Source organism: Halomonas sp. M1 (genome assembly GCF_029581375.1).
Classification (GTDB): domain Bacteria; phylum Pseudomonadota; class Gammaproteobacteria; order Pseudomonadales; family Halomonadaceae; genus Vreelandella.
In genome coordinates this window covers 2,946,209-2,969,914 of the sequence record NZ_CP121119.1, presented here as the reverse complement: position 1 = coordinate 2,969,914, position 23,706 = coordinate 2,946,209, and the positions used below count along the sequence as shown (strand labels likewise).

Annotated in this window: 17 protein-coding genes and 1 pseudogene; 13 read left to right on the top strand and 5 right to left on the bottom strand. The window is 55.7% G+C overall.

Annotated elements, in window-relative coordinates; translation table 11 throughout:
- The first annotated feature begins 74 nt into the window (after nt 1-74).
- The 6 genes from P8S54_RS13670 to P8S54_RS13645 all read left to right on the top strand — a co-directional run bounded on the left by P8S54_RS13670 (nt 75) and on the right by P8S54_RS13645 (nt 9,224).
- A complete protein-coding gene (locus P8S54_RS13670; RefSeq protein ID WP_281442173.1) occupies nt 75-1,286 on the top strand; it encodes a toxic anion resistance protein in 1,212 nt (403 codons plus the stop codon).
- A gap of 279 nt (nt 1,287-1,565) precedes the next feature.
- Nucleotides 1,566-3,047 (top strand): xanthine dehydrogenase small subunit, encoded by a 1,482-nt coding sequence (gene xdhA, locus P8S54_RS13665; protein ID WP_281442172.1) that lies wholly within the window; start codon nt 1,566-1,568, stop codon nt 3,045-3,047.
- Entirely contained in the window at nt 3,031-5,568 is a 2,538-nt protein-coding gene (gene xdhB, locus P8S54_RS13660; protein WP_281442171.1) for a xanthine dehydrogenase molybdopterin binding subunit, read from the top strand. The genes xdhA and xdhB overlap by 17 nt, the downstream gene beginning before the upstream one ends.
- Nucleotides 5,568-6,431, top strand: coding sequence for a xanthine dehydrogenase accessory protein XdhC (gene xdhC, locus P8S54_RS13655; RefSeq protein WP_281442170.1), 864 nt, complete (start codon nt 5,568-5,570; stop codon nt 6,429-6,431). The genes xdhB and xdhC overlap by 1 nt, the downstream gene beginning before the upstream one ends.
- 48 nt (nt 6,432-6,479) lie before the next feature.
- Nucleotides 6,480-7,796, top strand: a complete 1,317-nt coding sequence (guaD, locus tag P8S54_RS13650) for a guanine deaminase (RefSeq protein WP_281442169.1) — start codon at nt 6,480-6,482, stop codon at nt 7,794-7,796.
- 69 nt (nt 7,797-7,865) lie between these two features.
- A complete protein-coding gene (locus P8S54_RS13645; protein ID WP_281442168.1) occupies nt 7,866-9,224 on the top strand; it encodes an NCS2 family permease in 1,359 nt (452 codons plus the stop codon).
- Nucleotides 9,225-9,270: 46 nt separating this feature from the next.
- Here P8S54_RS13645 and sulP read toward each other — a convergent pair whose 3' ends face one another.
- From sulP to P8S54_RS13630, 3 genes are all read right to left on the bottom strand, one after another.
- A complete protein-coding gene (gene sulP / locus P8S54_RS13640) occupies nt 9,271-11,004 on the bottom strand; it encodes a sulfate permease (protein ID WP_281442167.1) in 1,734 nt (577 codons plus the stop codon).
- 50 nt (nt 11,005-11,054) lie between these two features.
- Nucleotides 11,055-11,486, bottom strand: a complete 432-nt coding sequence (locus tag P8S54_RS13635) for a TIGR01244 family sulfur transferase (protein WP_281442166.1) — start codon at nt 11,484-11,486, stop codon at nt 11,055-11,057.
- Between the two features lie 613 nt (nt 11,487-12,099).
- Complete coding sequence (locus P8S54_RS13630; RefSeq protein WP_281442165.1) at nt 12,100-12,609, bottom strand: hypothetical protein; 510 nt, start codon at nt 12,607-12,609, stop codon at nt 12,100-12,102.
- Between the two features lie 481 nt (nt 12,610-13,090).
- Between P8S54_RS13630 and P8S54_RS13625 the strand changes: the two genes are divergently transcribed.
- Both P8S54_RS13625 and P8S54_RS13620 read left to right on the top strand, forming a co-directional pair.
- Entirely contained in the window at nt 13,091-13,447 is a 357-nt protein-coding gene (locus P8S54_RS13625) for a hypothetical protein (protein ID WP_281442164.1), read from the top strand.
- A 53-nt stretch (nt 13,448-13,500) separates the two neighbouring features.
- A complete protein-coding gene (locus tag P8S54_RS13620) occupies nt 13,501-13,959 on the top strand; it encodes a hypothetical protein (protein ID WP_281442163.1) in 459 nt (152 codons plus the stop codon).
- A gap of 394 nt (nt 13,960-14,353) precedes the next feature.
- Here P8S54_RS13620 and hemN read toward each other — a convergent pair whose 3' ends face one another.
- Nucleotides 14,354-15,739: an oxygen-independent coproporphyrinogen III oxidase gene (gene hemN / locus P8S54_RS13615; protein ID WP_281442162.1), complete on the bottom strand. Its 1,386-nt coding sequence runs from the start codon at nt 15,737-15,739 to the stop codon at nt 14,354-14,356.
- 344 nt (nt 15,740-16,083) lie between these two features.
- On the opposite strand from hemN, the gene P8S54_RS13610 reads away from it, so the two are divergent.
- Entirely contained in the window at nt 16,084-16,530 is a 447-nt protein-coding gene (locus P8S54_RS13610; protein WP_281442161.1) for an Rrf2 family transcriptional regulator, read from the top strand.
- Between the two features lie 6 nt (nt 16,531-16,536).
- Here the strand turns inward: P8S54_RS13610 and P8S54_RS13605 are convergent, their stop codons facing one another.
- Nucleotides 16,537-17,748, bottom strand: a complete 1,212-nt coding sequence (locus P8S54_RS13605) for an NnrS family protein (RefSeq protein WP_281442160.1) — start codon at nt 17,746-17,748, stop codon at nt 16,537-16,539.
- Between the two features lie 607 nt (nt 17,749-18,355).
- Between P8S54_RS13605 and P8S54_RS13600 the strand changes: the two genes are divergently transcribed.
- From P8S54_RS13600 to P8S54_RS13585, 4 genes and pseudogenes are all read left to right on the top strand, one after another.
- Complete coding sequence (locus P8S54_RS13600; RefSeq protein WP_281442159.1) at nt 18,356-20,944, top strand: EAL domain-containing protein; 2,589 nt, start codon at nt 18,356-18,358, stop codon at nt 20,942-20,944.
- A gap of 189 nt (nt 20,945-21,133) precedes the next feature.
- Entirely contained in the window at nt 21,134-21,508 is a 375-nt protein-coding gene (locus tag P8S54_RS13595; RefSeq protein ID WP_281442158.1) for a hypothetical protein, read from the top strand.
- A gap of 54 nt (nt 21,509-21,562) precedes the next feature.
- On the top strand, nt 21,563-22,453 hold the full coding sequence (locus P8S54_RS13590) for a bile acid:sodium symporter family protein (protein WP_281442157.1): 891 nt from the start codon (nt 21,563-21,565) through the stop codon (nt 22,451-22,453).
- A gap of 123 nt (nt 22,454-22,576) precedes the next feature.
- Nucleotides 22,577-23,631: pseudogene (locus P8S54_RS13585) on the top strand (IS3 family transposase).
- Nucleotides 23,632-23,706: the final 75 nt, after the last annotated feature.

Sequence of the window (23,706 nt, the reverse complement as noted above, 5' to 3'; positions counted from 1 at the left end):
CTACCTTGCAGTTTTAAAGAGATTTTATGTAATCGGTTCTATTTAACCGTTTTTTAATAGCCCAGGAGTTATCTATGGCTCAGCAATCCGATGACAAACGTCGTCTCTCCCTGCCGCCGGTAGACGAGATAGCCGACCAGTTAGGGGCTAGCCAATTAGGGGCGCGTCAGGCCGATTCGGACAATTTTGATGCCCGTGACATCGACCCTGAGCTTGAGGCGATGGCTGACAACTTTGTCGAAGATATCCTTGCCGAAGGTGATGAGACATCGGCAGCTCGCCAACGCCGAGCCGTGGACGAAATGGGCCTTGAACTACAGCAGCAGGCCGCCCATCGCAGTGCCATGCTACAGACCCCGCTGCGCCAGCTGGCCCACCAGGGCGACGAAGGCGGGCCGGTCGCCAAGGCACTCACTGATTTACGTGGGCGCATGGAAGGGTTGGACCCCGCCCGCCATCGCCTGGTGCCTACCACACTGGATCGCATTCTTTCCGTCATTCCCGGCCTCGACAGCCGCCTGCAGCGCTACTTTCGTAAGTTTGAGAATGCCCAGCAGGCGCTGGACGCCATCATTGAGGAGTTGGAAAGCGGACGCGACATGCTCCATCGCGACAACCTCACCCTCAGCGATGACCAGCAGGCCTTAACGAACATCCTTGCCGAGTTGAACCGTCAAGTTGCACTGGGCCGTATGATCGACCGCCGATTGTGCGACGAAATCGCCGCTCGCGACGGCGTTGATCCGCGGCGCCATTTCCTTGAGGAGGAGCTGCTCTTTCCCCTACGCCAGCGCATCCTCGACCTCCAGCAGCAGCTGGCGGTGAGCCAGCAAGGCATACTGGCGCTAGAGGTCATCATCCGCAACAACCGGGAATTGATGCGCGGCGTGGACAGGGCCATTAATGTCACCGTCTCTGCGCTCACCGTCGCGGTAACCGTGGCCATGGCAATGGCTAATCAGCGCCTAGTGCTAGACCGCATTGAAGCCCTCAACACCACCACATCGCAAATGATCAGCGGAACCGCCAAGGCCCTGCGCCAGCAAGGCGTTGATATCCAGAAGCGGGCCTCCGGCGCGATGCTCGATATGCAAGTGCTTGAGGAGGCTTTCAGCGAGGTGATGGGCGCCATCGATGATCTTTCGAGCTATCGTCAGGAAGCCCTGCCCCGCCTGGATGAGCAGATCGAGCGCCTAGCGACCTTGTCCAAGCAGGGCAATGCCTCTATCGAGCGCCTACAAGAGGGTAACGCGTCGCAGCCACAGGACGACCGTGCCCCCCGCTAACCCCGCCCGCCTGCCGACGGGCTAATTATGCTCGGCGGCGCCTTCAGCACCCTCCTCGGCCCTCTCTTGGGCCTCCTGTTGTTCCTCTGCGACAGCCTTTGACGCTGCATAATGTCTGGCACGACAACCGCTGCTTTTAAAGCATCCCCTCTGTCACACAAAGACCGTTCTTGGACTTGCAAAATGCGACATCCTGGCACATGCTGAAAAAATATTGACCAATCGGTCAAACCATTACAACCCATACTCCCCTTAACAAGATCAACAAGAGACACGGCGATGATCGACTTCCTGCTCAACGGGCAGCCCCGCCAGTGCGAGGCAGCCCCCGAAACCAGTGTGCTTGAACTGCTGCGCGAAACCCTTGGCACCACGGGCACTAAGGAGGGTTGCGCCTCTGGTGACTGCGGCGCCTGCACCGTCGCCATTGGCGAAACAGGGCCCGACGGCGAGCTGCGCTATCACAGCGCCAATGCCTGTATTACCCCGGCCCATCAATTGAATGGACGGCACCTGGTGACCGTGGATGGCCTCGCCGATGGAAACCAGTTACACCCCGCTCAGGCCGCTATGGTTAAGTGCCATGGCAGTCAGTGTGGCTTCTGCACGCCGGGTATTGTGATGTCGCTGTTCACCCTTCACGAGCAGCAGCGTAGGGAACCCGACAAGGCCCTGGCCCCGCTGACGCCACAACGCCTTGAGGCCGCTCTAGGGGGCAACCTCTGCCGCTGCACCGGCTACCGCCCGATCCGCGACGCCGCGCTGAGCATGAACGAGCACCCCGAACATCGCCCGCTGTGGATGGACGCCGCCGCCCCTGAGCCGAAAGCCTCACCAGCCGCAGTTGAAAGCCTCTTTGCCCAGCCCACGACGCTCGCCGAATTGGTCGAGTGCCTGGGACGCCACCCCGAAGCGCGGCTGGTTGCCGGGGCCACCGACCTGTGGCTAGAGAGCACCCAGCGACTGGCTCGCTTCGAGCGGCTTATCGATGTCACCCGCGTCGCCGAGTTGAACGTGATCGAAGAGACCACCCTCGAAGATGGGCGTCGTGGCTGGTGGATCGGCGCGGCCGTGACGTATAGCCGGATCGAACCGCTGCTTCAGGAACATTTTGACGCCTTTGCCCATCTGTTACACCGCTTAGGCTCCTCCCAGATTCGCAACCGGGGCACCCTGGGCGGCAACGTGGCCAATGCCTCGCCCATCGGCGACACCCCACCGGTACTGCTGGCCTTGGGCTCGCGTCTGCGCCTGGTTGGCCCCAAAGGTGAGCGCGAGTTGCCGCTTGATGACTTCTTCCTCGACTACAAGCGAACCGCCCTGCAGCAGGGTGAAGCGATCCGCGCACTGTTCCTACCCCACCCCGTGGAGGGGGAAACGCTCAAAGTGTGGAAGCTTTCCAAACGGCGTGAGGACGATATTTCTGCGGTGCTCGGGGCCTTCGCTTGGCGTTTGGAGGATGGAATGCTGCGCGACGTGCGCCTAGCCTTTGGCGGCATGGCCGGTATCCCCAAGCGTGCAGCCCAGGCCGAAGCAGCGCTTGAGGGCAAAGCGCCCTCATCAGCGGCCTTCCAAGCGGCACGGCAAGCGCTGTCTCAGGATTTCCAGCCGATGTCCGATGTGCGCGGCAGCGCCCACTATCGCCAAGTTTCCGCCGCCAACCTACTCGAACGCCTGCGCCTGGTGCTGAATACTGAAAACCAGTCCCAGGACGCCACCAACAGCCCTCGGGAGGTGATGCTCCATGCGTACGCTCACTAAGCTCTCTACAGCGCCGAATGCTAAGGCGCCCAGCGATGCTGCCGAAGACGTCAGCGCCGACTCCGCGGCTGCACGCCATGAACTCGATGGGCGCATCAAAGGTTCTGGCCCCCTGGCCCGCGACACGCTTCCCTACACCAATACTCACCCGCACTCCCAGGCCCATGAGAGCGCGGTTAAGCATGTCACCGGGCGGGCGGCCTACATCGACGACCTGAGCGCCCCGGCCGATACGCTGCACGTGGCCCTAGGCCTCTCTCCCGTCGCCCATGGCCGCCTGACCCGCCTCGACCTGGATAAAGTCCGCACCATGCCCGGCGTGGTGGATGTGATTGCCGTGGATGATGTCCACGGTCATACCGATATCGGCCCGGTCTTCCCCGGTGACCCGATCTTCGTGTCGGATACGATCAGCTACGTCGGTCAGGTTATTTTTGCCGTGGCCGCCGAGAGTCATCGCGCTGCCCGTGAGGCAGTTCAGGCCGCCGTCATAGAGATCGATGAGCAGACCGCCTGCCTTGATCCGGTCGCCGCCGCTGAGCGGGAAGAGTTCGTGCGCCCCAGCCATGTTCAGCAACGCGGTGATTGGGAGCAGGCGCTGAAAGACGCCGCCCTGGTGGTGGAAGATGAGCAGTTTGTCGGCGGCCAGGAGCACTTCTACCTGGAAGGCCAGGCCTGCCTGGTGCAGCCCACCGAAGATGAGGGCGTGGTGGTCTTTACCTCCAACCAGCACCCCAGCGAAACCCAAAAGCTGGTAGCCGAGGTGCTGGGCATTCCGTTTCATGCGGTGACCGTAGAGGTACGCCGCATGGGCGGCGGCTTTGGCGGCAAGGAAACCCAGGCATCACCCTGGGCCTGCATCGCCGCGCTTGTCGCCCGGCGTACCGGACGCACCACCCGGGTACGCCTTCCGCGTGGCGACGATATGCGTGCCACCGGCAAGCGCCACCCCTTCCATAACCGCTACCGGCTGGGCGTCGACGAACAGGGCGTGATTCAGGGCGGCGAGATCACCTTGATTGGCGACTGCGGCTATTCCCCGGACCTCTCGGACGCCATCGTCGACCGCGCCATGTTCCACAGCGACAACGCCTACTCCTTGGGCGATGCCCGCGTGACCGGTCACCGTGCCCGAACCCATACTGCTTCCAACACCGCCTTTCGCGGCTTCGGCGGCCCCCAGGGCATGATGGTGATAGAGGCGGCCATGGACGACATCGCCCGACGCATCAGCGAGGACCCGCTGACAGTACGCAAGCGCAACTTCTACCGCGCCGACAGCCAAACGACCCGTCGTGATATTACCCACTATGGCCAGCAGGTAGATCAGGTCGGCCTGTTGCATGATCTGGTCGAGCAGCTTGAGACCAGCAGCGACTACTGGGAGCGGCGCCGTGCGATCACCGCATTCAACGCCGACAGCCCCATCATCAAGCGTGGCCTAGCGCTGACGCCGGTGAAGTTCGGTATTTCCTTCACCGCTAAGCACCTCAACCAGGCCGGCGCGCTGCTGCATGTTTATACCGACGGCAGCGTGATGATCAACCATGGCGGCACCGAGATGGGCCAGGGCCTGCACACCAAGATCTGTCAGGTGGCCGCTCGTGAGCTGGGGCTGGATACCGAGAAAGTCCGCATTAGCGCCACGCGCACCGATAAGGTACCCAACACCTCGCCCACCGCGGCCTCCAGTGGCACCGACCTTAACGGCCAAGCGGCACGGGATGCCTGCATGAAGCTCAAGCAGCGGCTGTTCGATTTCGCCCATGAGCACCTCTATCAGGATCAGGGGCTTGACCGCGAAGACATGCGCCTGGAAGCAGGACACCTAATTGCCGGCCACGGCGAGAGCGAACGCCGCATTCCCTGGGGCGAATTGATCCAGGCAGCCTATCTGAATCGCATCTCGCTCTCGGAGAAAGGCTTCTACGCCACCCCGCTGATCCACTACGACCGCAACGTCGGCCAGGGGCGCCCTTTCTACTACTACGCCTTTGGCGCTGCGGTGGCAGAAGTCAGCGTGGATATCCTCAGCGGCGAGTACCAGGTTGACCGGGTCGATATCCTGCAAGACGTGGGGGACTCGCTGAACCCGGCCATCGACATCGGCCAGGTGGAGGGCGGTTTCTTCCAGGGCATGGGCTGGCTCACCAGCGAAGAACTGAAGTGGAATGATGCCGGACGGCTGATCTCCGACGGCCCAGCCACTTACAAGATCCCCACCTATGGTGATCTACCGCCGGTGTTCAACGTCAAGCTGCTGGAGGGACACCCCAACTCCATGGCCAGCATCTACCGCTCCAAGGCCGTGGGGGAGCCACCCTTTATGCTCGGCATGGCGGTGTGGTCCGCGCTGCGGGATGCCCTGGCAAGCCTGACCGACTACGTCGAGGCGCCGCGGCTCGATACCCCAGCCACGCCCGAGCGCGTGCTGATGGCGGCTGAGGCTCTACGCGCCCAATACGGTTCCCAACACGACGCCCTGCACAACAAACGGCCGCTGGAAAAAGGTGACGAGTGATGAACACCCAGCGCCCCGAAAGCTGGCATGAGGCCCTGCACCGCCTGCAGAGGGACGGCCTACCCCATGCGCTAGCCACCGTGGTGACCAGCGCCGGCTCCACCCCCCGGGAGCCCGGCGCTCGCATGGTGATCACGGCAGACGCCGTCCACGACACCCTGGGCGGCGGCACCTTTGAGTTTCAGGTGATCGACGCGGCTCGGGAGCGGCTGGCGAGCGCTGAAACCGGCATGAGCCTTGAAGCTTTCTCCCTGGGTGGGCGCAGCGGGCAGTGTTGCGGCGGCTTCGTCAACGTACTGTTGGAGGTCTTCCCCGGCAGTGCGGCGACCCTGGCCCTCTTCGGCGCCGGACATGTCGGCACCGAGCTGGTACGCCTGGCCGCTCCGCTGCCCTGGCAAGTGCTTTGGCACGACAGCCGCGACGCTGTTTTTCCCGCCTGGGCTGAAGCGCAGCCGCGCCTAACCTGTCACCAAGCAACTGACCTACGTGCCGCCGTCGCGGCGCTGCCTGCGAACAGCCACGCGCTGGTGCTGACCCACGACCACGCCGAAGACCGCGAGCTGGTGGATGCCCTACTGCTGCGTGACGACATAGCCTCAATCGGCCTGATCGGATCACACAGCAAGTGGGCTAGCTTCCGCTCGCGGCTGACCGATGCCGGTCATGACGAAGTGGCGCTAACCAGGGTGCGCTGCCCCATCGGTATGGCAAGTGGTGGCACCGGCGGCGACAAGACGCCCTATGCCATTGCGCTAGCCGCGCTGGCCGAGCTGCTCCCACTGATGGGCGCCCATGAGCGGGCCGACCAACGCGGCCTCGCCCCAGGCGAACTACGCGCCCTCATCGACCAGCACACTTCTTAAACATGCGCCGTCGCACTTCATAAACATTTGAAAAAAAGAGCCCCTCTCATGACGACAAACGACTCGCGCGTGATACGCGCTGAACTGCTGAGCTTCGATGCCGACCCCGGCGAGGGCGACACCCCTGCCGAAGGCAGCGTTTGCCATATCGAAGACGCTGCCCTGTGGATCGAGAATGGCCGCATCCGAGCCATCGATGACTATGCGCGACTCGAACCAACCCTGCCCCCCGGAATCGAGGTGACCGACCACCGTGGCAAGTTAATGATGCCCGGCTTCATCGACAGCCACGTGCACTACGTCCAGCTTGAAATCATGGCCTCCTACGGGCGGCAGCTACTGGATTGGCTCAACGACTACACCTTTCCTGAAGAGTGTCGTTTCGCTCAGTACGAGCATGCCTTGGCGCTCTCTGATGCGTTTCTTGATGAGATGCTGCGGGTGGGTACCACCACGGCCCAGGTGTTCTGCTCCAGCCACCCCAGTTCGGTGGATGCCTTCTTCACCGCCAGCCGCAAGCGCGACCTGCGCATGCTGGCGGGCAAGGTGCATATGAATCGTCACGCCCCTGAGGCGCTCTGCGACGACACCCAGGGTGGCATTCGCGACGCCGAGCGGCTGATCAGCGAATGGCACGGCACAGCGCGGCTCGGCTACAGCCTGACGCCCCGCTTTGCCCCCACCTCAACCCGCGAACAGCTAGACGCGACGGGCGGGCTGTTGCGCAATGACCCGAGCCTGTGGCTACAGACTCACCTTTCCGAAAACACCGGCGAGCTGGACTGGGTGGCCGAGCTATTTCCCGAGAGCCGCGACTACCTTGAGGTCTACGAGCAGTCGGGGCTGGTAGGGCCACGCAGCACCTTTGCCCATGGCATCCATCTTGACCAGGGGATGCGCCGCCGACTGGCGGATCGTGGCGCCAACCTGGCCTTCTGCCCCAGTTCTAATCTGTTCCTTGGCAGCGGACTGTTCGACCGCCACGCCGCACGCGATGTCGGGCTCAACGTGACCTATGCCAGCGACGTTGGTGGGGGAACCGACCTTTCCGGGCTAGCGACCCTCAAAGCCGCTTATCAAGTCGGGCAATTGCGGGGGCAGCCCCTAACCGCCTGGCAAGGGTTCTACGGCCTGACACTAGGCAATGCGCGCTCCCTGTCACTGGATAGCAACATTGGCCGCTTAGCCCCCGGCATGGAAGCCGACTTCGTGGTACTCGACCCTGATGCCACACCGCTGCTGTCAAGACGTCAGGCACGCTGTCGCACCCTGAGCGAGCGCCTATTTGCGCTGATGATGCTGGGTGATGACCGCAGCGTACTGGAAACCTGGGCGGGCGGAAGGCGCCAACACGCACGGGATTGACCACTGGGCCCACCAGGCGATCAACGACGATTTTTAACAACGATCTCCAACAACAATAGGATCACCTATATGGAACCGAACTCCTCCTCCCTTGCCGAGAAGAGCACCGCTCGGCCTGCTAACTGGCTGGACCACTATTTTGGCGTGACCCGGCGCGGCTCATCGATGCGCACTGAAGTCCTCGCCGGGATCGCGACCTTCCTGGCGTCCATGTACATCATTGTGGTCAACCCAGCCATTCTCAGCGATGCGGGCATCCCCTTCTCCGCCGCGCTCTCGGCTACGGTGCTGATCAGCTTCATGAGCAGCCTAGCCATGGGGCTTTATGCCCGCAACCCCATTCTGGTCGCCCCGGGTATGGGCATGAACGCCCTGTTTACCTATACCCTGGTACAAGGTGCAGGGCTCTCCTGGGAAGTGGCGCTGGGCTGCGTGTTCTGGTCCGGGGTGCTATTCGCCGTACTGGCCATGTTCAACGTCCGCAAGGCGATCATTGAAGCCATTCCCCCTTCGCTGCGCTACGCGATCACCTGCGGCATTGGTCTGTTTATCACCTTCATCGGCTTCAAGAATGCGGGCTTCATTGTCGGCAGCGACGCGACGCTGGTGACGCTAGGCTCTATGGATGCCAGCATGGTCACCTTCTTCATCGGCATGATGGCGACAGCGATTCTGGTTATCCTACGCTTCAACGGTGCGCTGATTCTGGGTATCGCCCTGACTACCCTGCTGGCATCGCCCATGGGCCGACTGTGGGGCGGTGACGTGGTCGTGGAGTGGAGCGGCCTGGCGGCCTGGCCTGACTTCAGCGCGGTGATGCAGGTAGATATTTGGGGAGCGCTGAAGGTTGCTTACCTGCCGTTCATCTTCGTCATGCTGTTCACCAACTTCTTCGATGCCTTATCCTGCTTCATGGCCCTTTCTGAGTCGGCCAACCTTAAGGACAAAGATGGCAACCCGCGCAACCTGAAACGCTCCATGACCGTCGACGCCTTCGCCTCGATGATCGCGGCGCCGTTGGGTACCAGTGCGGCCCAGACCTTCATCGAGTCCGGCGCTGGCGTGGCCCAGGGCGGCCGAACCGGCCTGGTGGCGGTGGTCATCGCTCTGCTGTTCTTGCCTTTCCTCTTCCTCTCGCCGCTGCTTTCACTGGTGCCCGGTATTGCCACGGCGCCTGCCCTGGTGCTGGTGGGGCTGTTCATGCTGGCGCCGATCAGCAAAATCGAGTGGACGGAGTTCGACCAGGCTTTCCCGGCTTTTCTGGCCATCATCTTGATGCCGCTGACCTACTCGATCACCCTGGGTATCGCCTTTGGCTTCCTCAGCTTCGTCCTGATCAAACTTTTCACCGGCAACATCCAGGCGATCAAACCGGCCATGTGGGTCTCAGCTGCTCTTAGCGTGGTGATGCTGGTGACCACGCACTAACCCCTCTTTTTCATATGTTGAAAGTGGCCGCCTTTCGCGCTTGCGGTCACGCTACTGGCGTGACCGCTTCGTCGGGGTGAACCAATGCTTGCCAGGCTTCAAAGGTGGTAAAAAACACCTGCCCGGTAAGTTCGCGATAAAGGTCGGTCCCTTTTAGGCGGTCCATAACGGGGCCTTTCACTTCGGCTAAGTGCAGCGTAGCGCCAGCATCTTTTAGCCGACCGTTAATGGCTTCTAGGCTTTCTAATGCGGAAGCATCAATGATGTTGACGGCCTGGCAGGTCAGCACAATGTGTTTCAGCGACGGGGAGCGGGCAGCCAGCGCCATCACGGTGTCTTCCAGGTAGCGAGCGTTGGCGAAGTAGAGGCTTTCATCAATTCGCAGCATCGCCACATGCTCATCCGTCTCAACCTTATGCCGCTGCACGTTACGAAAGTGCTCAGTGCCCGGGACCCGGCCCACAACAGCACTGTGCGGCTGGCTGGTACGGTAAAGGTGCAGCACCAGCGAGAGCACCACGCCACCTACAATGCCCACTTCCACGCTATGAAGTAGCGTTAACAGCAAGGTCGCCACCATGGCCATGCCATCGCTGCGGGAGTACTGCCATGTTCGCTTAACCGCGGGTAAATCAATCAACGTGCTTACCGCCACGATAATCGTAGCCGCCAGCGTCGCGGTAGGTAAAAACGCCAACAAGTCTGTTAACAACAGCGTCGCCAGCACAATTCCTAAGGCCGTGAATGCACCTGCCAGCGGCGTTGCGGCTCCTGCTTCAAAATTAACTACCGAACGGGAAAACCCACCCGACACCGGCGAACCACCGCTAACGCCAGCGCCCAAGTTCGCCATTCCCAGGGCAATCAATTCTTGGTTAGGGTCGATGCGCTGACGGCGTTTCGCCGCAAGGGTTTGCGCCACAGAAACCGACTCCACAAACCCCACTAGACTGATTAGCAGCGCCGCCGGCAACAACCCCACCCACAGCGATTGATCAAGGCTTGGCAGCGCAATAGCTGGCAAACCGCTGGGCACAAAGCCCACCACATCAACGCCGTGTTGATCCAAACTGAAGCCCCAGGCCAGCAGCGTCGTAACCATTACCGCTGAGATTGGCGCGGCTTTCACGACGATGCCGGAAACGCTGGCGGAAGCCCCCAGCGCTATCAGCCACTGCTGTAGGTGTTTACGACAGACCAGCAAATAGCCCCACACGCCTAAACCAATCATTAACGTGATGACGTTAACCTGCTGCCACTGGCTGAACAGCGCACCTAATAACTCAATTACGTTATGGCCAGACGCCTCAACCCCTAAAATATGCTTGAGCTGACTAATGGCAATTAAAATACCTGAGGCGGTGATAAACCCTGAAATAACGGGATGGCTTAAAAAATTCACCAAAAAACCCAGCCGCAGTACGCCCATGGCAATCAAAATAAGCCCTGAAAGCGCCGCCAGCACCAGCGCGGCCCCTATGTATTCCGGGCTACCAGGTGTCGCAAAACCGCTTAACGCAGACGCTGTCATTAGCGCTGCAACGGCCACTGGACCCACCGCTAAACTCGCGCTGGTACCAAAAATGGCATACAGCACTAGCGGCAGCATGCTGGCGTATAACCCCATTTCCGGGGGCAGCCCTGCCAATAACGCATAGGCCAGCGCTTGAGGCACTAGCATAAGCGTTACTATCACCGCTGCCAGCGCATCCCGAGAGAACTGCGCTTGCTGGTAGCGACGTAGCCAGCCGACTAATGGCACCCAACGCTCAAGTCTCATCTTGCGCACTCACGTAGTCACTCGCCAACCGCACACTCCGCGGCGATGTTCTATTCATTAGGCTGATTTTCTAACCCCTCGCGGTGCTCTTCCAAATCAAACCCTGCGGCTTTTGCAGCAGAGAAAAGCACGGCTAGGTCGCACTGTTCGGTATGGCGTTTGGCATACGCCCAAAGATGCGTTGCACGCTTTCCAGAACGGCAAAACGCTAAAATAGGTCGGGGTAACTGCTGCATGGCCTGTGCGAATGCCTCTACATCCGCGGGGCGATAGTCACCGGGTGCTACCGGAATATGTACCCAGTGCAGGCCTATCGCTTCTGCTTTTTGGCGGTAGGACGCTTCATCTGGAAACTCGTCACTTTCCCCAGCCTTGCAGTTGCAGATAACTGTTTTGAAGCCTTTGGCTTTAACGTCCTCTAATGCTTCAACGGTGAGTGACGACGTAATCTCGACACCCTTTTCTAACGGCTGTGTTTGCATAGCACTTCCCCTTTTTCATAGCTCTTGTTAAACATTTACTCCCACGCGGCGCCTGCTAAAGCATCCAGTGGAAACTTTACATAACGCTTAACGTTAGCTTCTGGCGACGGTAACCGCCCACCACGCGCATTGACCTGTAGTGCAGGTTACTCGTGCGCTGTTCAGCCACCGTACTTCCCCACTGCGGCTCGCGGCCATCGGGCGTACAGTAGTGCCCCGTAAACAGCCGGGTGGTATCGGGAAGTAGCGTTGAGCATTATGCGTTCCTACGGGCTTCGGCATTAATAGGAATAACGATAGCTCATTTTGTTATATAATGCGAACCGTCATGCTCTATTATTCCAGTAGCAACGCTCAGCCTGCCATGGGGTGTACGGCTAGCGCGAAGCCAGCCAAGGCTAAAGCCTAACTAGACCGCGCCAGCTTGTGTTGGAAGTAGCTGCAATGCTCAAAATACACGCACAAAAAATTCGTTTTTGGCTGGGATAGCGGCGGGCAAATGCACGTTCTGCACTCAGGGTGCTGCAGTTATTTTACGAATCAGGAACGCAAGTACTCATGCCATGGAGGAGATTCCATAGCATGAGCCTGCTGATTGATACGACCTTATACCTCAACGTCTATAGTGGGAAACTGGTTCAGAAAAGCTTGTTCCCCAGTGCTCGCGACACTCCTGAATCACACGGTACTCATTGTTTTTCTGGGTGACGAAGCTAAATAAAAGTTGATGCAATTCGGGGGTAGTATTTGTTTCCAGCAGCCAGCTAAAAAACGTGCATGTCTCTCTCGCCGTTTCCTCAACCCCCTCAAGAACTTGTATCCCCATGGGCTCATCGACCACAAAAAAATGCGGCTTTTTTCTGCTATAAAAAGGATAAGGTTTCTTTACTGAGAGCTCAGCAATACAGGCTTGGAGATTCATCTGTTTAGCCACATCTTGTAGGTTATCAAGGCGGTTAACGCACTCCATCCCAATCGTTTGCATAAGGTGGCTTACAGGAGGAGCAATGGGAAGGAAGCTAAGTGCTAGCCAACGATAGCGATGAAGCTCATTTTGTTCGTGTGAATTAGCCAAATAGAGCTGTTCTTGCGGCAAAAAATTCAAAGCTGCTAATTTATCCATTGTAATTTTCTCACTATCAAATCTAAAAGATTCAAACTGGGCATAAATCAAGCCGCCATCTTAGTTCGAAAAAAACCGTTTCTCATGATATATATCAATTTTTATATAACAATCATAAATTTAACAATAAACCAACAAATAAATAACCATTTAACACTAGGCCAAACTCATTAAAAAAGCATACATAGTGATTGCCCAAACACCAATAAAATAACAAACAAAAAACAGCTTTAGGCCAATACCAAGCCAACGTACTTAGATTAGACTTCACCACTTGCCTTGACTTATCAAAAAATAGTAAAAAGGGATTATCAAAACAAATTAAATGTATTAAAAAAACCACCCTATTACATATTACCTAGGTTAATCGAAATAGTTTTTATCTTTATAAAATTGATATTGATCAAATAAAAAGTTTTTAAAAAAACGTAGTAAAAAAGGGGCAACTATACTGTTTCAAACCCACGGGAGGAGCCAAAAAATGACAACCCCAAAATCCCCCAAACCCCAGCTGGACGCCAGAGTAGCCAATGACGACAGCCTACTTGTTTTCTGGTACCTGGAAATCACTCATTCGGCGTTCAAGCTGCAGCGCATTTGGTTAGAAACAGTTAACGATGCTTTCCGTTATGAGCTTGAATTTATGTCAACTGTAGCGCCCTTCTACAGCAAGCTGACGCATTGCATGCTTGGTTTCGAAGGCCTGCAAACTCCGGCATCAATGGCATCTTGCTATCATAAAATCGCTGGCGACATGTCAGAAGCCACTTATAACCGCATGCGCAAAGTATCCGAACTCAGCGACGATTTTCGAGAACGCATTTGGTCTGAACTCTAAGGTTAAAAAACGAATAACACGTTGTTTTTTTAACCGTGAGATAGGGTAAAGCGATGACAGTCGAAACTATTGAAGACGTTCTGGAATTAACCCGGCGGCTACACGCTAACCTAGCTGATACACTTCAGCACGCCTCGCATGAGGCACAGCAGGAAAGGCTGCGTATGCTGCTGGATTATCTCTCGTTACATGAACGAGAACTCAGCAAGGTTATTGCATTGACCGAGGAAGATGCCCAGCCAGCGGCTCTTCACACTTGGTGTGCGGAGTATTTCGATAAGCATCCTTTTGCTCACGAAGAACTCGAGCGCATTGATTACGCTCGTATGACCGTTACTGAGGTCATGCTCTCGCTGCTCTCGATACATGAAGGCATTATAAACCTATACCGCTATTTATCGGCGCGGGCTGAAATATCGTCGACCGAGGAATTATTGAATGGAGTCCTTGCGCTGGAACAGCATGAAGTGATGCGCATGATGCGTGACGCCGTCAGGTTAGAGGATCTTTAATCTTAAGCCTCTCCACCCCTGAAGGCGTTGGGGTTTCGATGCAGCCCACCAAAGCTGCCGCCCAAGGCGTTACTGGCACCTTTTGATGCACATCCCGCACTTTCACCCAATAATGCAGCCTTGCTGACATCAGGGTGAAGCTTAGGCGCTAGCGTGCGGCAGGCCCTCTGAACCTCTTGGGCCGTTGCCGCTTCCCCCACCCCGAGCACTTTGGTAATACTCCTTGAATTCCGCTCATGAAAGCTTCGCTAGAGCACTTGTCTATCCGGAAGCGTGATGATAGATAAGTCGCTACGAACAGGAACACCCCCTTTGGTTCAAGCTTAGTCGCGAATAGCGAAGAGCAACTCCTCCATGTCCATGTTAAGAAATAGATGCGGAGTAGCCTTGGAAATCATACGGTCCGCGAGTAGCGGTTTTCCTTCGGCGTTAGGTAGGCATCAAACGCCATGGCCAGGTTACGGATCATTAACCGACCCGAAGGCAGCACTTCGATTGCATCGTCGCGAAGGGCGATCAAGCCGTCCACAGCCATCTCTTCCAGGCTCGCTAGGGCACGGGCAAAGTAGCTGCGAAACTCGATACCGTGGCGGGCCTCAATAGCAGCAAACTCAAGACGCCCATGGCACATCAGGGTATTAATGACATCGCGGCGCAGGCGGTCATCATCGCTGAGCCGATAGCCACGAAAGACAGGTAAACGCCCCTCCTCCATGCGGTGCTGGTACTGTGCTGTCTCCTTGACGTTCTGACTGTAGGTGTCGCCCACCTTGCCGATGGAGGTAGTGCCCAACCCGATCATGTCGCAGTCAGCATGGGTGGAGTAGCCCTGGAAGTTGCGCTGCAGCGTGCCGTTTTCACGGGCGAGGCTCAGCTCGTCATCTGGCAGGGCGAAGTGATCCATACCAATGTAAACGTAACCGGCGGCGGTCAGGCGATTGATCGTGAGCTCAAGCAGCTCTATCTTCCGCTCTGGCGGCGGCATATCCTCGGGGCGAATCAACCGCTGAGCCTTGAACAGGTCGGGTAGATGGGCGTAGCTGTATGCAGCAATGCGGTCCGGTTTCAGGTCAATAATTTTGGCCAGGGTGGTATCGAAACTTGCTACCGTCTGCAGCGGTAGGCCGTAGATTAAGTCCACACTGACCGATTCAAAGCCGGCATCGCGAGCCGCTTGAACCAGCAAGACCACCTGCTCTTCGCTTTGAACGCGATTCACCGCTTGCTGCACCTCGTGATCAAAATCCTGCACGCCAAAGCTCAACCGATTGAACCCCAGCGCGTACAGTTCATACACCTGCGCTGGGGTTACGGTGCGCGGGTCTACCTCTAGCGAGAATTCTCGCTCTGCAGGTGCCGCAAAATGGAAGGCTTCGTCCAGCGCAGCCATTAGCTCGCCTAGCTGGGCGTTACTCAGGTAGGTTGGTGTGCCGCCTCCCAGGTGTAGCTGGGTCATCCGCCGGGTGCTATCGAATAGTGCCCCCTGAACGCGAATCTCCTGTTTTAGCCACTGGAGATACTCAGCCGCACGCTCGGTGTTGTGGGTGATGATCTTGTTGCAGGCGCAGTAGTAGCACAGGCTTTTGCAGAACGGGATATGCACGTAAACCGATAGTGGCTTTGGTTCTTCAGCCTGATTACTGCGCTGGGCGGCGCTACGGTAGTCATCCTCAGCAAACGCCGCATGAAACTGCGGAGCGGTAGGATAGGAGGTGTAGCGGGGACCCGGCCGGTCATACTTTTCTACCAGGGGGCGGTTGAACAACTGCTCATCTAGCATAATAGGGAAAGGTCTCTGAAAAGGGTCCTTGAAAAAAGATCTTTAAAAAAGGTCTCTAGAAGTGAACGCAGCAAACGCTGGTTAATATTCATACAGTATACGTTTTAAAAGCCCCTCTGCACTTGCCCTCACCTGCTCTCGATGCTTGCCAGTTACTCAACCATGACCTGAGTCAAAGAGCGGCAACAAATAGGCGACTCAAACACTCAGGCATGCACTGTAATAGCGACGAGATCAGTCATACTCACCCATGTTCTCATTGCAACCTACTGAACATTCATACAACATGCTTTTTATGACTGGCTGACTTATAGCTTGATTACCCACGGAGCAACGCCAACTCCATGCATCTCACCCGATTCACTGATTATTCGATACGCGTATTGATCTTTCTTGCTGCCAAGGGAGAGGAGCGCTCTACTATTCATGAGATTGCCGAGACCTTTAATATATCGCGCAATCATTTGATGAAAATCGTTCAGGCACTTAGCCAGAAACAATACGTTACCGCTATTCGCGGCAAGAATAGCGGCTTACTGCTGACCCGCGACCCCGCAACCATTGTGTTAGGCGAGCTGGTACGGGAGATGGAGCATGACATGGCGTTAGTGGAGTGTTTTCATAGTGATAACGCCTGCATCATCACGCCAGCCTGTCGACTTCAATCGATTCTTAAGGATGCGTTGTCCGCATTTCTAGACGAACTAGATAACTACACACTGGCTGACTTGCTGGGCAATCAACAACCTCAGCTGGCGCAACTTATGCGCATTCCTACCGTCAGCGCTTAGCACTCTCTAGCCCTCCTGCCCGTCAATGCGCGCCTGCATTAATGGCAACGTGTAGTGCACGAGAAATATAACGTAGGCCAAGCACCAGAAGATGATGCTTAGCGTGTAGGTCCAGTGGGTGATCTGGGGAAATAGCGCTAACACGGGTGAGCGCATGACGGCTGCTATTAACATCAGCCCCAGCGCTACGCCGATTCCCGGCAGGGCGCGTATTGGCCGACCGGTGTGGCCTAGTGACACCCGAGCCATCATCGCTAACATCATAACGCCCATTCCCCCAATACTTAGGGCGTGAATTGCAAGCTCAGTGCGCATTAGACCCATAAGCGCTAATACCCACATGACGAGGCCTAAAGGAATGAAGGCGTAGCTGCCATGCAACCCCCATAGCAATGGTTCGCGCCAGCTGTGCAGCCCACTCCAGCGTGCCATGCGAAGTGTGTTGGCCAATGCCGCTAAAACCATCGCCCCACCCATTAACATCGTAGGAACGGCAACGCCCAGCATAATGGCCAACTGCAATAATACGACGCCCGCCGTACTCGCCAGCGTAACACCTTCCAGTACGGGAATCGGCGCTGGCTTGGGCCGCCCTAAACGGTTGGCGGTAAACATAGCAATCACCCGCCCGCCTACGACGGTCATCAAAAGCGTGATCAACAGCACGGCTAAGTAGGCCGCTTGGCGAATCAACTCGGCATTGCCATTCATCAACCCCAAGTGCATCGCCAGATTAGCCATCGCAAACAGCGCCAGCACAGGGATGAAGATCAAATTGCGCCAACGCTTCGCGGTGATCACTAATTTCGCCATCACGATGGCAACCACCGGCAGAAACGCAAGGTCGACCATCAGTACTAGCCAGCCCGGCAACGCCATGGGAAAGGCCATTAGCAGCCGCCCTAACAGCCATAACCCTACTAGCGCCAGCAGCGGCCCGCCGCTTAAGCTTGGCAATCCAGTCCAGTTACGCACCGCCGTTAGTAAAAACCCCGCAACCACCGCCGCCGCAAAGCCGAATAACATTTCATGCTGATGCCAAAAAATTAGGCCGCCATAGGGGCGCAAAAGGATATTGCCGTGCCAGAACGCTAACCACACGAACATCGATGCCACGCTGAACAACGCCGCCAGTAGGAAGAAAGGCCTAAAAGCTAGGCGCACCAATGGCAGATGCTTAAGCGTGGAGGCGGGCTGGGATGAGGCGGTCGTTGGCATGGCATAATCCCGACTAATTTACTTGGAAAAATCATTGTGCGCCTCGCAACCATCGAAAACCATGACAAGTATCAAAAATACATCTTATAGTTTTTAAGTGCGCTAGCCGCCCCTAATGGCGGTCGCCGCTTCAAGATTGCCAGTACCCAGCAGGAGAGTGTCTTAATTCGCTCTTTTATTCTGGAACCCGAGGATGGCGACACGGTGGCCGACCATGAGCTTGGTCAATATATCGGCGTGCGTCTCACGATTTTCGCGTACCGATAAGCCTTTTATAGCGTTGCCATAGCGCTCCATAACTACCTACCACATATTAAAACTTAGCGTTCTGAGGCAGTATGACGAAACAAGTTTTTTAGGGCTAGATAGCTTTGGGGCATGCTCTCACCTCGCCCAACCCCTTTTAATGCTTATTGATGATTAATTATCTCATTCTTAAAACAAGGAAAAACGCCATCAACAATTCGTCCAAAGCAACTAAATTAAACATTATTAGCCTTTTTTGATTGCCATTCTTTAGGCTTAATTACATGATGTTAATCGTAGTTTCCGCAGCCAGCACCTATAACAATGAAAATCATTAGATTTTAAATACCCGGGGCATTTTATGTACCACGAATATCCCTTACTCGAAGCTCAACAGGAAATCCACGATCTCGCCGCTGCGGGCGCTCCTCTTACTAAAACATTGGCAGCGGTAGCCGAATGGGCAGAACGTATGCTGCCCCAAGCGCTGGTTTCTATCATGCGCTTTGACCCGGCTAACAATACCTTAAGTTTGGTTGCTAACCGCCACTTCTCACCCGCCTACACTGCCTACATGCAAGCGCTTATGATTGGTCCAGCGGTGGGGACATGCGGAAGAGCTGCTTTTGAAAAACAGCTAGTGGTGACTGAAGATATTGACCTAGAACCCCACTGGACAGCCTTTAAGGAAGGAGCCTTAGCAGAGGGGCTTCGGGCCTGCTGGTCAGTGCCTATTCTCTCGACTCAGGGGGAGTTACTCGGCACCTTCGCCACTTATTACAGGCACCCTGCCTCACCCACGCAAGAAGAGCAGAACCACCTTGCCCGCAGCGCCAGTCTCGCGGCCCTTGTGTTGCTGCGCCACCGCGATAAACAGCAGCACCGCATGCAATCAGAATGGCACCGCTCACTGTTTGTTAACCACCCTGACGGTGTGTATGAATTCAACCTTGAGGGTCATTTTCAACGTTGTAATACCGCGCTAGAGCGCATTACGGGCTACGATACATCCGAGCTTATCGGCTTACACTTTAGCCAATTCATCGCGCCCAATTTTCGCGAATCAACCCAACAAGCGTTTAACACCGCTTGCCGTGGCGAGGCCATCACCTACGAAACCCTGGGAAGGCATGCCAATGGGCACTACTACTCGCTGGAAATCACTAATTTCCCAGTGATTATTGATGACATCATTGTAGGTGTTTATGGCATATGCAGAGACGTTACTACCCGAAATAAGCAAACCGATGAATTAAGACTGCTAAAAAGAGGCATGGAAGCCAGCCCCAGCGGCATTATCATGGTGGATGCGCAGCAAAACGGCATGCCTATCGTCTTCGCTAATCCCGCTTTCTATCGTATTACCGGCTACACACCTGACGAGGTTATCGGCAACAATAGCCGTTTTCTACGCGGCCCTGATACCGGGCCCGAAGCGACTGAAGCCATACGAGACGCGATGCGCGAAAAGCGCGATATCAGTATTACCCTGCTCCATTACCGTAAAAATGGGCAGCCCTTCTGGAACCATCTTGTCGTTAGCCCCGTCTTCGACCCTGGGGGCAACTGCACGCACTACATCGGCATCCACCAGGACATTACGCACGAGAAAAAGCAGGAAGCAAAACTGGCCTACCAGGCCACGCATGATTTGCTCACCGACTTGCCCAACTACTCAGCGTTTACCGAGCAGCTATCCACCGTATTTGAGCAACACCAGCGGGGAAACCACGGCACCTTAGCAGTTCTACATCTTAATCTGGACGGATTTAAAGCCATTAACGATGGGCTGGGACACCTGGTCGCTAATCAAGTATTAGTGACGGTTGCCCGCCGCCTTGAAGGGATGATTAGCCACCCAGATATGCTGGCTCGCCTAGTAGGGGACGAATTTGCCATTCTTCTAGCAGTTAAAAAGGGGCACACCGCTGCAATTGTTAGCTTAGCTGAGCGTATTTTAACCACCCTGGCAGAACCCGTTGCCCTGGAAGGAGAGCTGATACATATCAGCGCCAGCATTGGCATTGCTTGCCATACGCCTTCTATTCAAGAGCCTTACAGCTTGCTACAACACGCCGACTTAGCGCTAGAGCAAGCCAAACGGCAGGGGCGAAACACGTGGCAGTGGTACCGGGGTCGTAAAGCCGAAAACGTTAAGTACAATGTGGCCATGCGTCACGAGCTGCATACCGCACTCTCAGCTGGGGATTTTGTACTTCACTACCAACCTATAGTGGATGCCGTCAGCGGACGCATACGCAGCGTCGAAGCCCTAGTTCGTTGGCAACACCCGAGCCTGGGCTTGGTATCCCCAGGTGAGTTTATTCCCCTAGCAGAGCAAACCGGGCAGATCATTCCCCTGGGGCGCTGGGTGCTCCTGCAAGCCTGCCGGGATATAGCAGCGCTCAATGCCCAGAGTGAGCGCATACTCCCCGTTGCCGTTAATATTTCTTCATTACAGTTTTGCCGGGAAGGCTTTCTTGATGAAGTGAAACACGCCTTGTACATATCTGGATTACAGGCGGAGCAGCTTGAGCTGGAGGTAACAGAGAGCGTACTACTAGACGGAACAGGCCCCATTATTGCACTGATGGAGACCCTTACTTCCATGGGCGTACGTATAGCTTTAGATGACTTTGGCACCGGCTTTTCAAGCCTAAGTTACTTATGCGATTTGCCCACTCATAAAGTCAAACTAGACCGCAGATTTGTACAAGAGGCTCAAAAAAACCGCCGCATGGCGGCGATTGTACAAGGCGTTATCACCATGGCGCATCATATGGATATGATAGTGGTCGCCGAAGGCATTGAAACGGCAGAACAGCAGCAAGATTTATCACGCAGGCACTGCGACCTGCTTCAAGGGTACTTATTTGCACGCCCCATGCCGCTACATGAACTGCAGCAGCTTCCGGATCTATTAATGAGCGCGCCCCTACACCTCTCTTAAACGCTTATATCGCCCGCGAGCGTCACTCCAACCAACATGAGGTTTACGCTGCATATTGAGCCAGGGGCGTGCTGCAACGCGCCGCGTTCTTTTAGTTTAGTTTTTACCTGGTTGCGCTAGCGTAACGGCTGTGGACGGGTAAAATGCCAACGTTACCTGCTACTCAATGCTTATAAGCACCTGCATCTTATGAATAATTATGCGTCACCCGTTCACCTGTACGACGTCGTGTACATTATTATCCCCCGGTTGCACCGGGCGCAAACACTAGTCAATAACACGCTAGATGCGTTGATTGATACGGCTAAGAATCCTAACGATTTACATACCCGTTTAGAGCAGCGTCGAGCATTCACGCTGGAACTGCAGGCCACCCTCACCAATCTGGAACACCTTCTGGAGCGCTACCGCGCCGATGTTCAGACGCTACTTAAAAGTAACGGAAGCAGTGGCAACCGAGCTATCACCACCGATGAGATGGAACAAGACGCGATTGAACGAGCGAAAGATATTTATCAAAAGGTAGTGGCGTTTCAAACCGGGCGCCGCAGCGTGCCTTGGTAAGCGTGTGTTAAGAGGGTATAAGCTTTTCGCCTGTCCTATTTTTAAGGAATTGCTATGTTATCGGAGTGGTTGTCCCAAGTACTGCTTCCCTGGGTATTGGCCGGTGTGATGATGACCATGGGCCTGAATCTGACTAAAAACGACTTTCTACACACCTGTCGCCACCCAGGCCGCTTAATGCTAGGCACCAGCCTACAGATACTGGCATTGCCGTTGCTCGCATGGGGCATAGTAGCCTTGCTGCCGCTTTCGCCGTTAGCTGCGGCTGGATTGTTGCTGGTATCGCTGGTGCCTGGGGGGGCAACCTCAAACATGTTCAGTTATCTCGTACAGGGAGATTTAGCGTTATCCGTCAGTTTAACCGCCATTGCGGCGGTACTTGCCCCCTTTACGCTGCCGTTGATTATGGGCTGGAACCTAGAATTTCTCGGCTTAAGCAGTGCCGGACTAAGCCTCCCCTACTGGCCAACCGTAGGCAAGCTGCTGCTAGTGACCCTGGTGCCTGTTCTCGCGGGCATGCTCCTGCGATGCTTACTAAAGGAAACACTGCTGAACTGGCTACTGCCCAAAATAAAGGTGTTAACTGGCGTGGCGATGATTGGGGTGGTGGTCGCGCTATTCGTTAGCCATGCTCAGCGCCTACCCCCGCTGCTCAGCGTTGAAACATTGGCGGTGCTGCTACTTTGCGTGTTGAGCATGGCGTTGGGCCACCAAGTGGCACGCCGCTTACGCCTACCACATACCAGTGCCCGCGCCATTACTGTTGAGGTTGGCGTGCAAAATGCGGGGGTAGCTATGATGGTCGCTTTTACGCTGCTTCAGCAACCCGGCATCGGTTTGGTTCCCCTGCTTTATGGGCTATTAATGAACGTACCGGTGTTTTTATGGATGTTCGCCTGCCTATGGCGAGACCGCCAGCGGACAGCTTCCCCGCACTGCTTATGAAATGTTTCCCCATTAGGCATGGTAATCCCCCCAAAAAACCAGGGTGCTCAAAAGTAGAATTTTCCGTAAGCTAAATGCAGGGAGATTCTGCATGAAAAATCACGTTTTTCCGACAGCCAGATCATGGCAATTCTGAAGCAAGCTGAGAGCGGCGTACCGGTGCCTGAGCTCTGTCGTGAGCACGGCATGAGCAGTGCTAGCTTTTATAAGTGGCGGGCCAAGTTCGGCGGCATGGATGCGTCCATGATGGCTCGGCTGAAAGAGCTAGAGGATGAAAACCGACGGCTCAAGAAAATGTACGCTGAGGAACGATTGAAAGCGGACATCCTCAAGGAAGCCATCGAAAAAAAGTGGTGAAGCCGTCTCGACGCCGTGAGATGGCGCAGAAAGCTGTCAATGAGAAGCGTATCAGTATTCGGTTGGCTTGCTGGATGTTCAGCATCAGCGAGACCTGCTATCGCTACCGGGCCAAGCTCAACAGCGAGAATGCAGAGATTGCCGACTGGCTGATCCGGTTGACTCATAACCAGCGAAATTGGGGCTTCGGCCTGTGCTTTTTGCACCTGAGAAACGTCAAAGGGTTTGGCTGGAATCACAAACGGGTTTACCGAATTTATCGGGAGCTGGAACTGAACCTGAGGATAAAACCCAAGAAACGCCTGGTTCGTGAAAAGCCGGAGCCGTTGGCCGTGCCGGAAATGATCAATGACAGTTGGTCGATGGATTTCATGCATGATCAGCTCAACGATGGTCGCAGCTACCGTTTGCTGAATGTGATTGATAACTTCAACCGCGAAGGCCTTGGCATCGAAGTAGACTTCTCGCTTCCTACAGAGCGTGTTATCCGATCACTGGAACAGATCATTGAGTGGCGGGGCAAACCGCGCTCTATTCGCTGTGACAACGGCCCTGAACACATCAGCGGCAAGCTGGCGAACTGGGCGGAAAACTAAGGTATTGTGTTGGCGTTTATCCAGCCCGGCAAACCCCAGCAGAATGCCTATATCGAACGCTAAAACCGCACGGTGCGTTACGACTGGCTGGCAAAGCATCTGTCCGATAGCATTGAAGACGTCCAAGATTATGCTACTCGCTGGCTCTGGCACTACAATCACGAACGGCCTAACATAGGGCTCGGAGGAATCACTCCTCAACAGAAGTTGGCCATGATGGCCTGAGATCTACTTTTGAAGCCCTCTAAAAATGGGGGATTACCAACGCTGGGTAGCGTTAAGGTAAATTGCAGCCCTGTC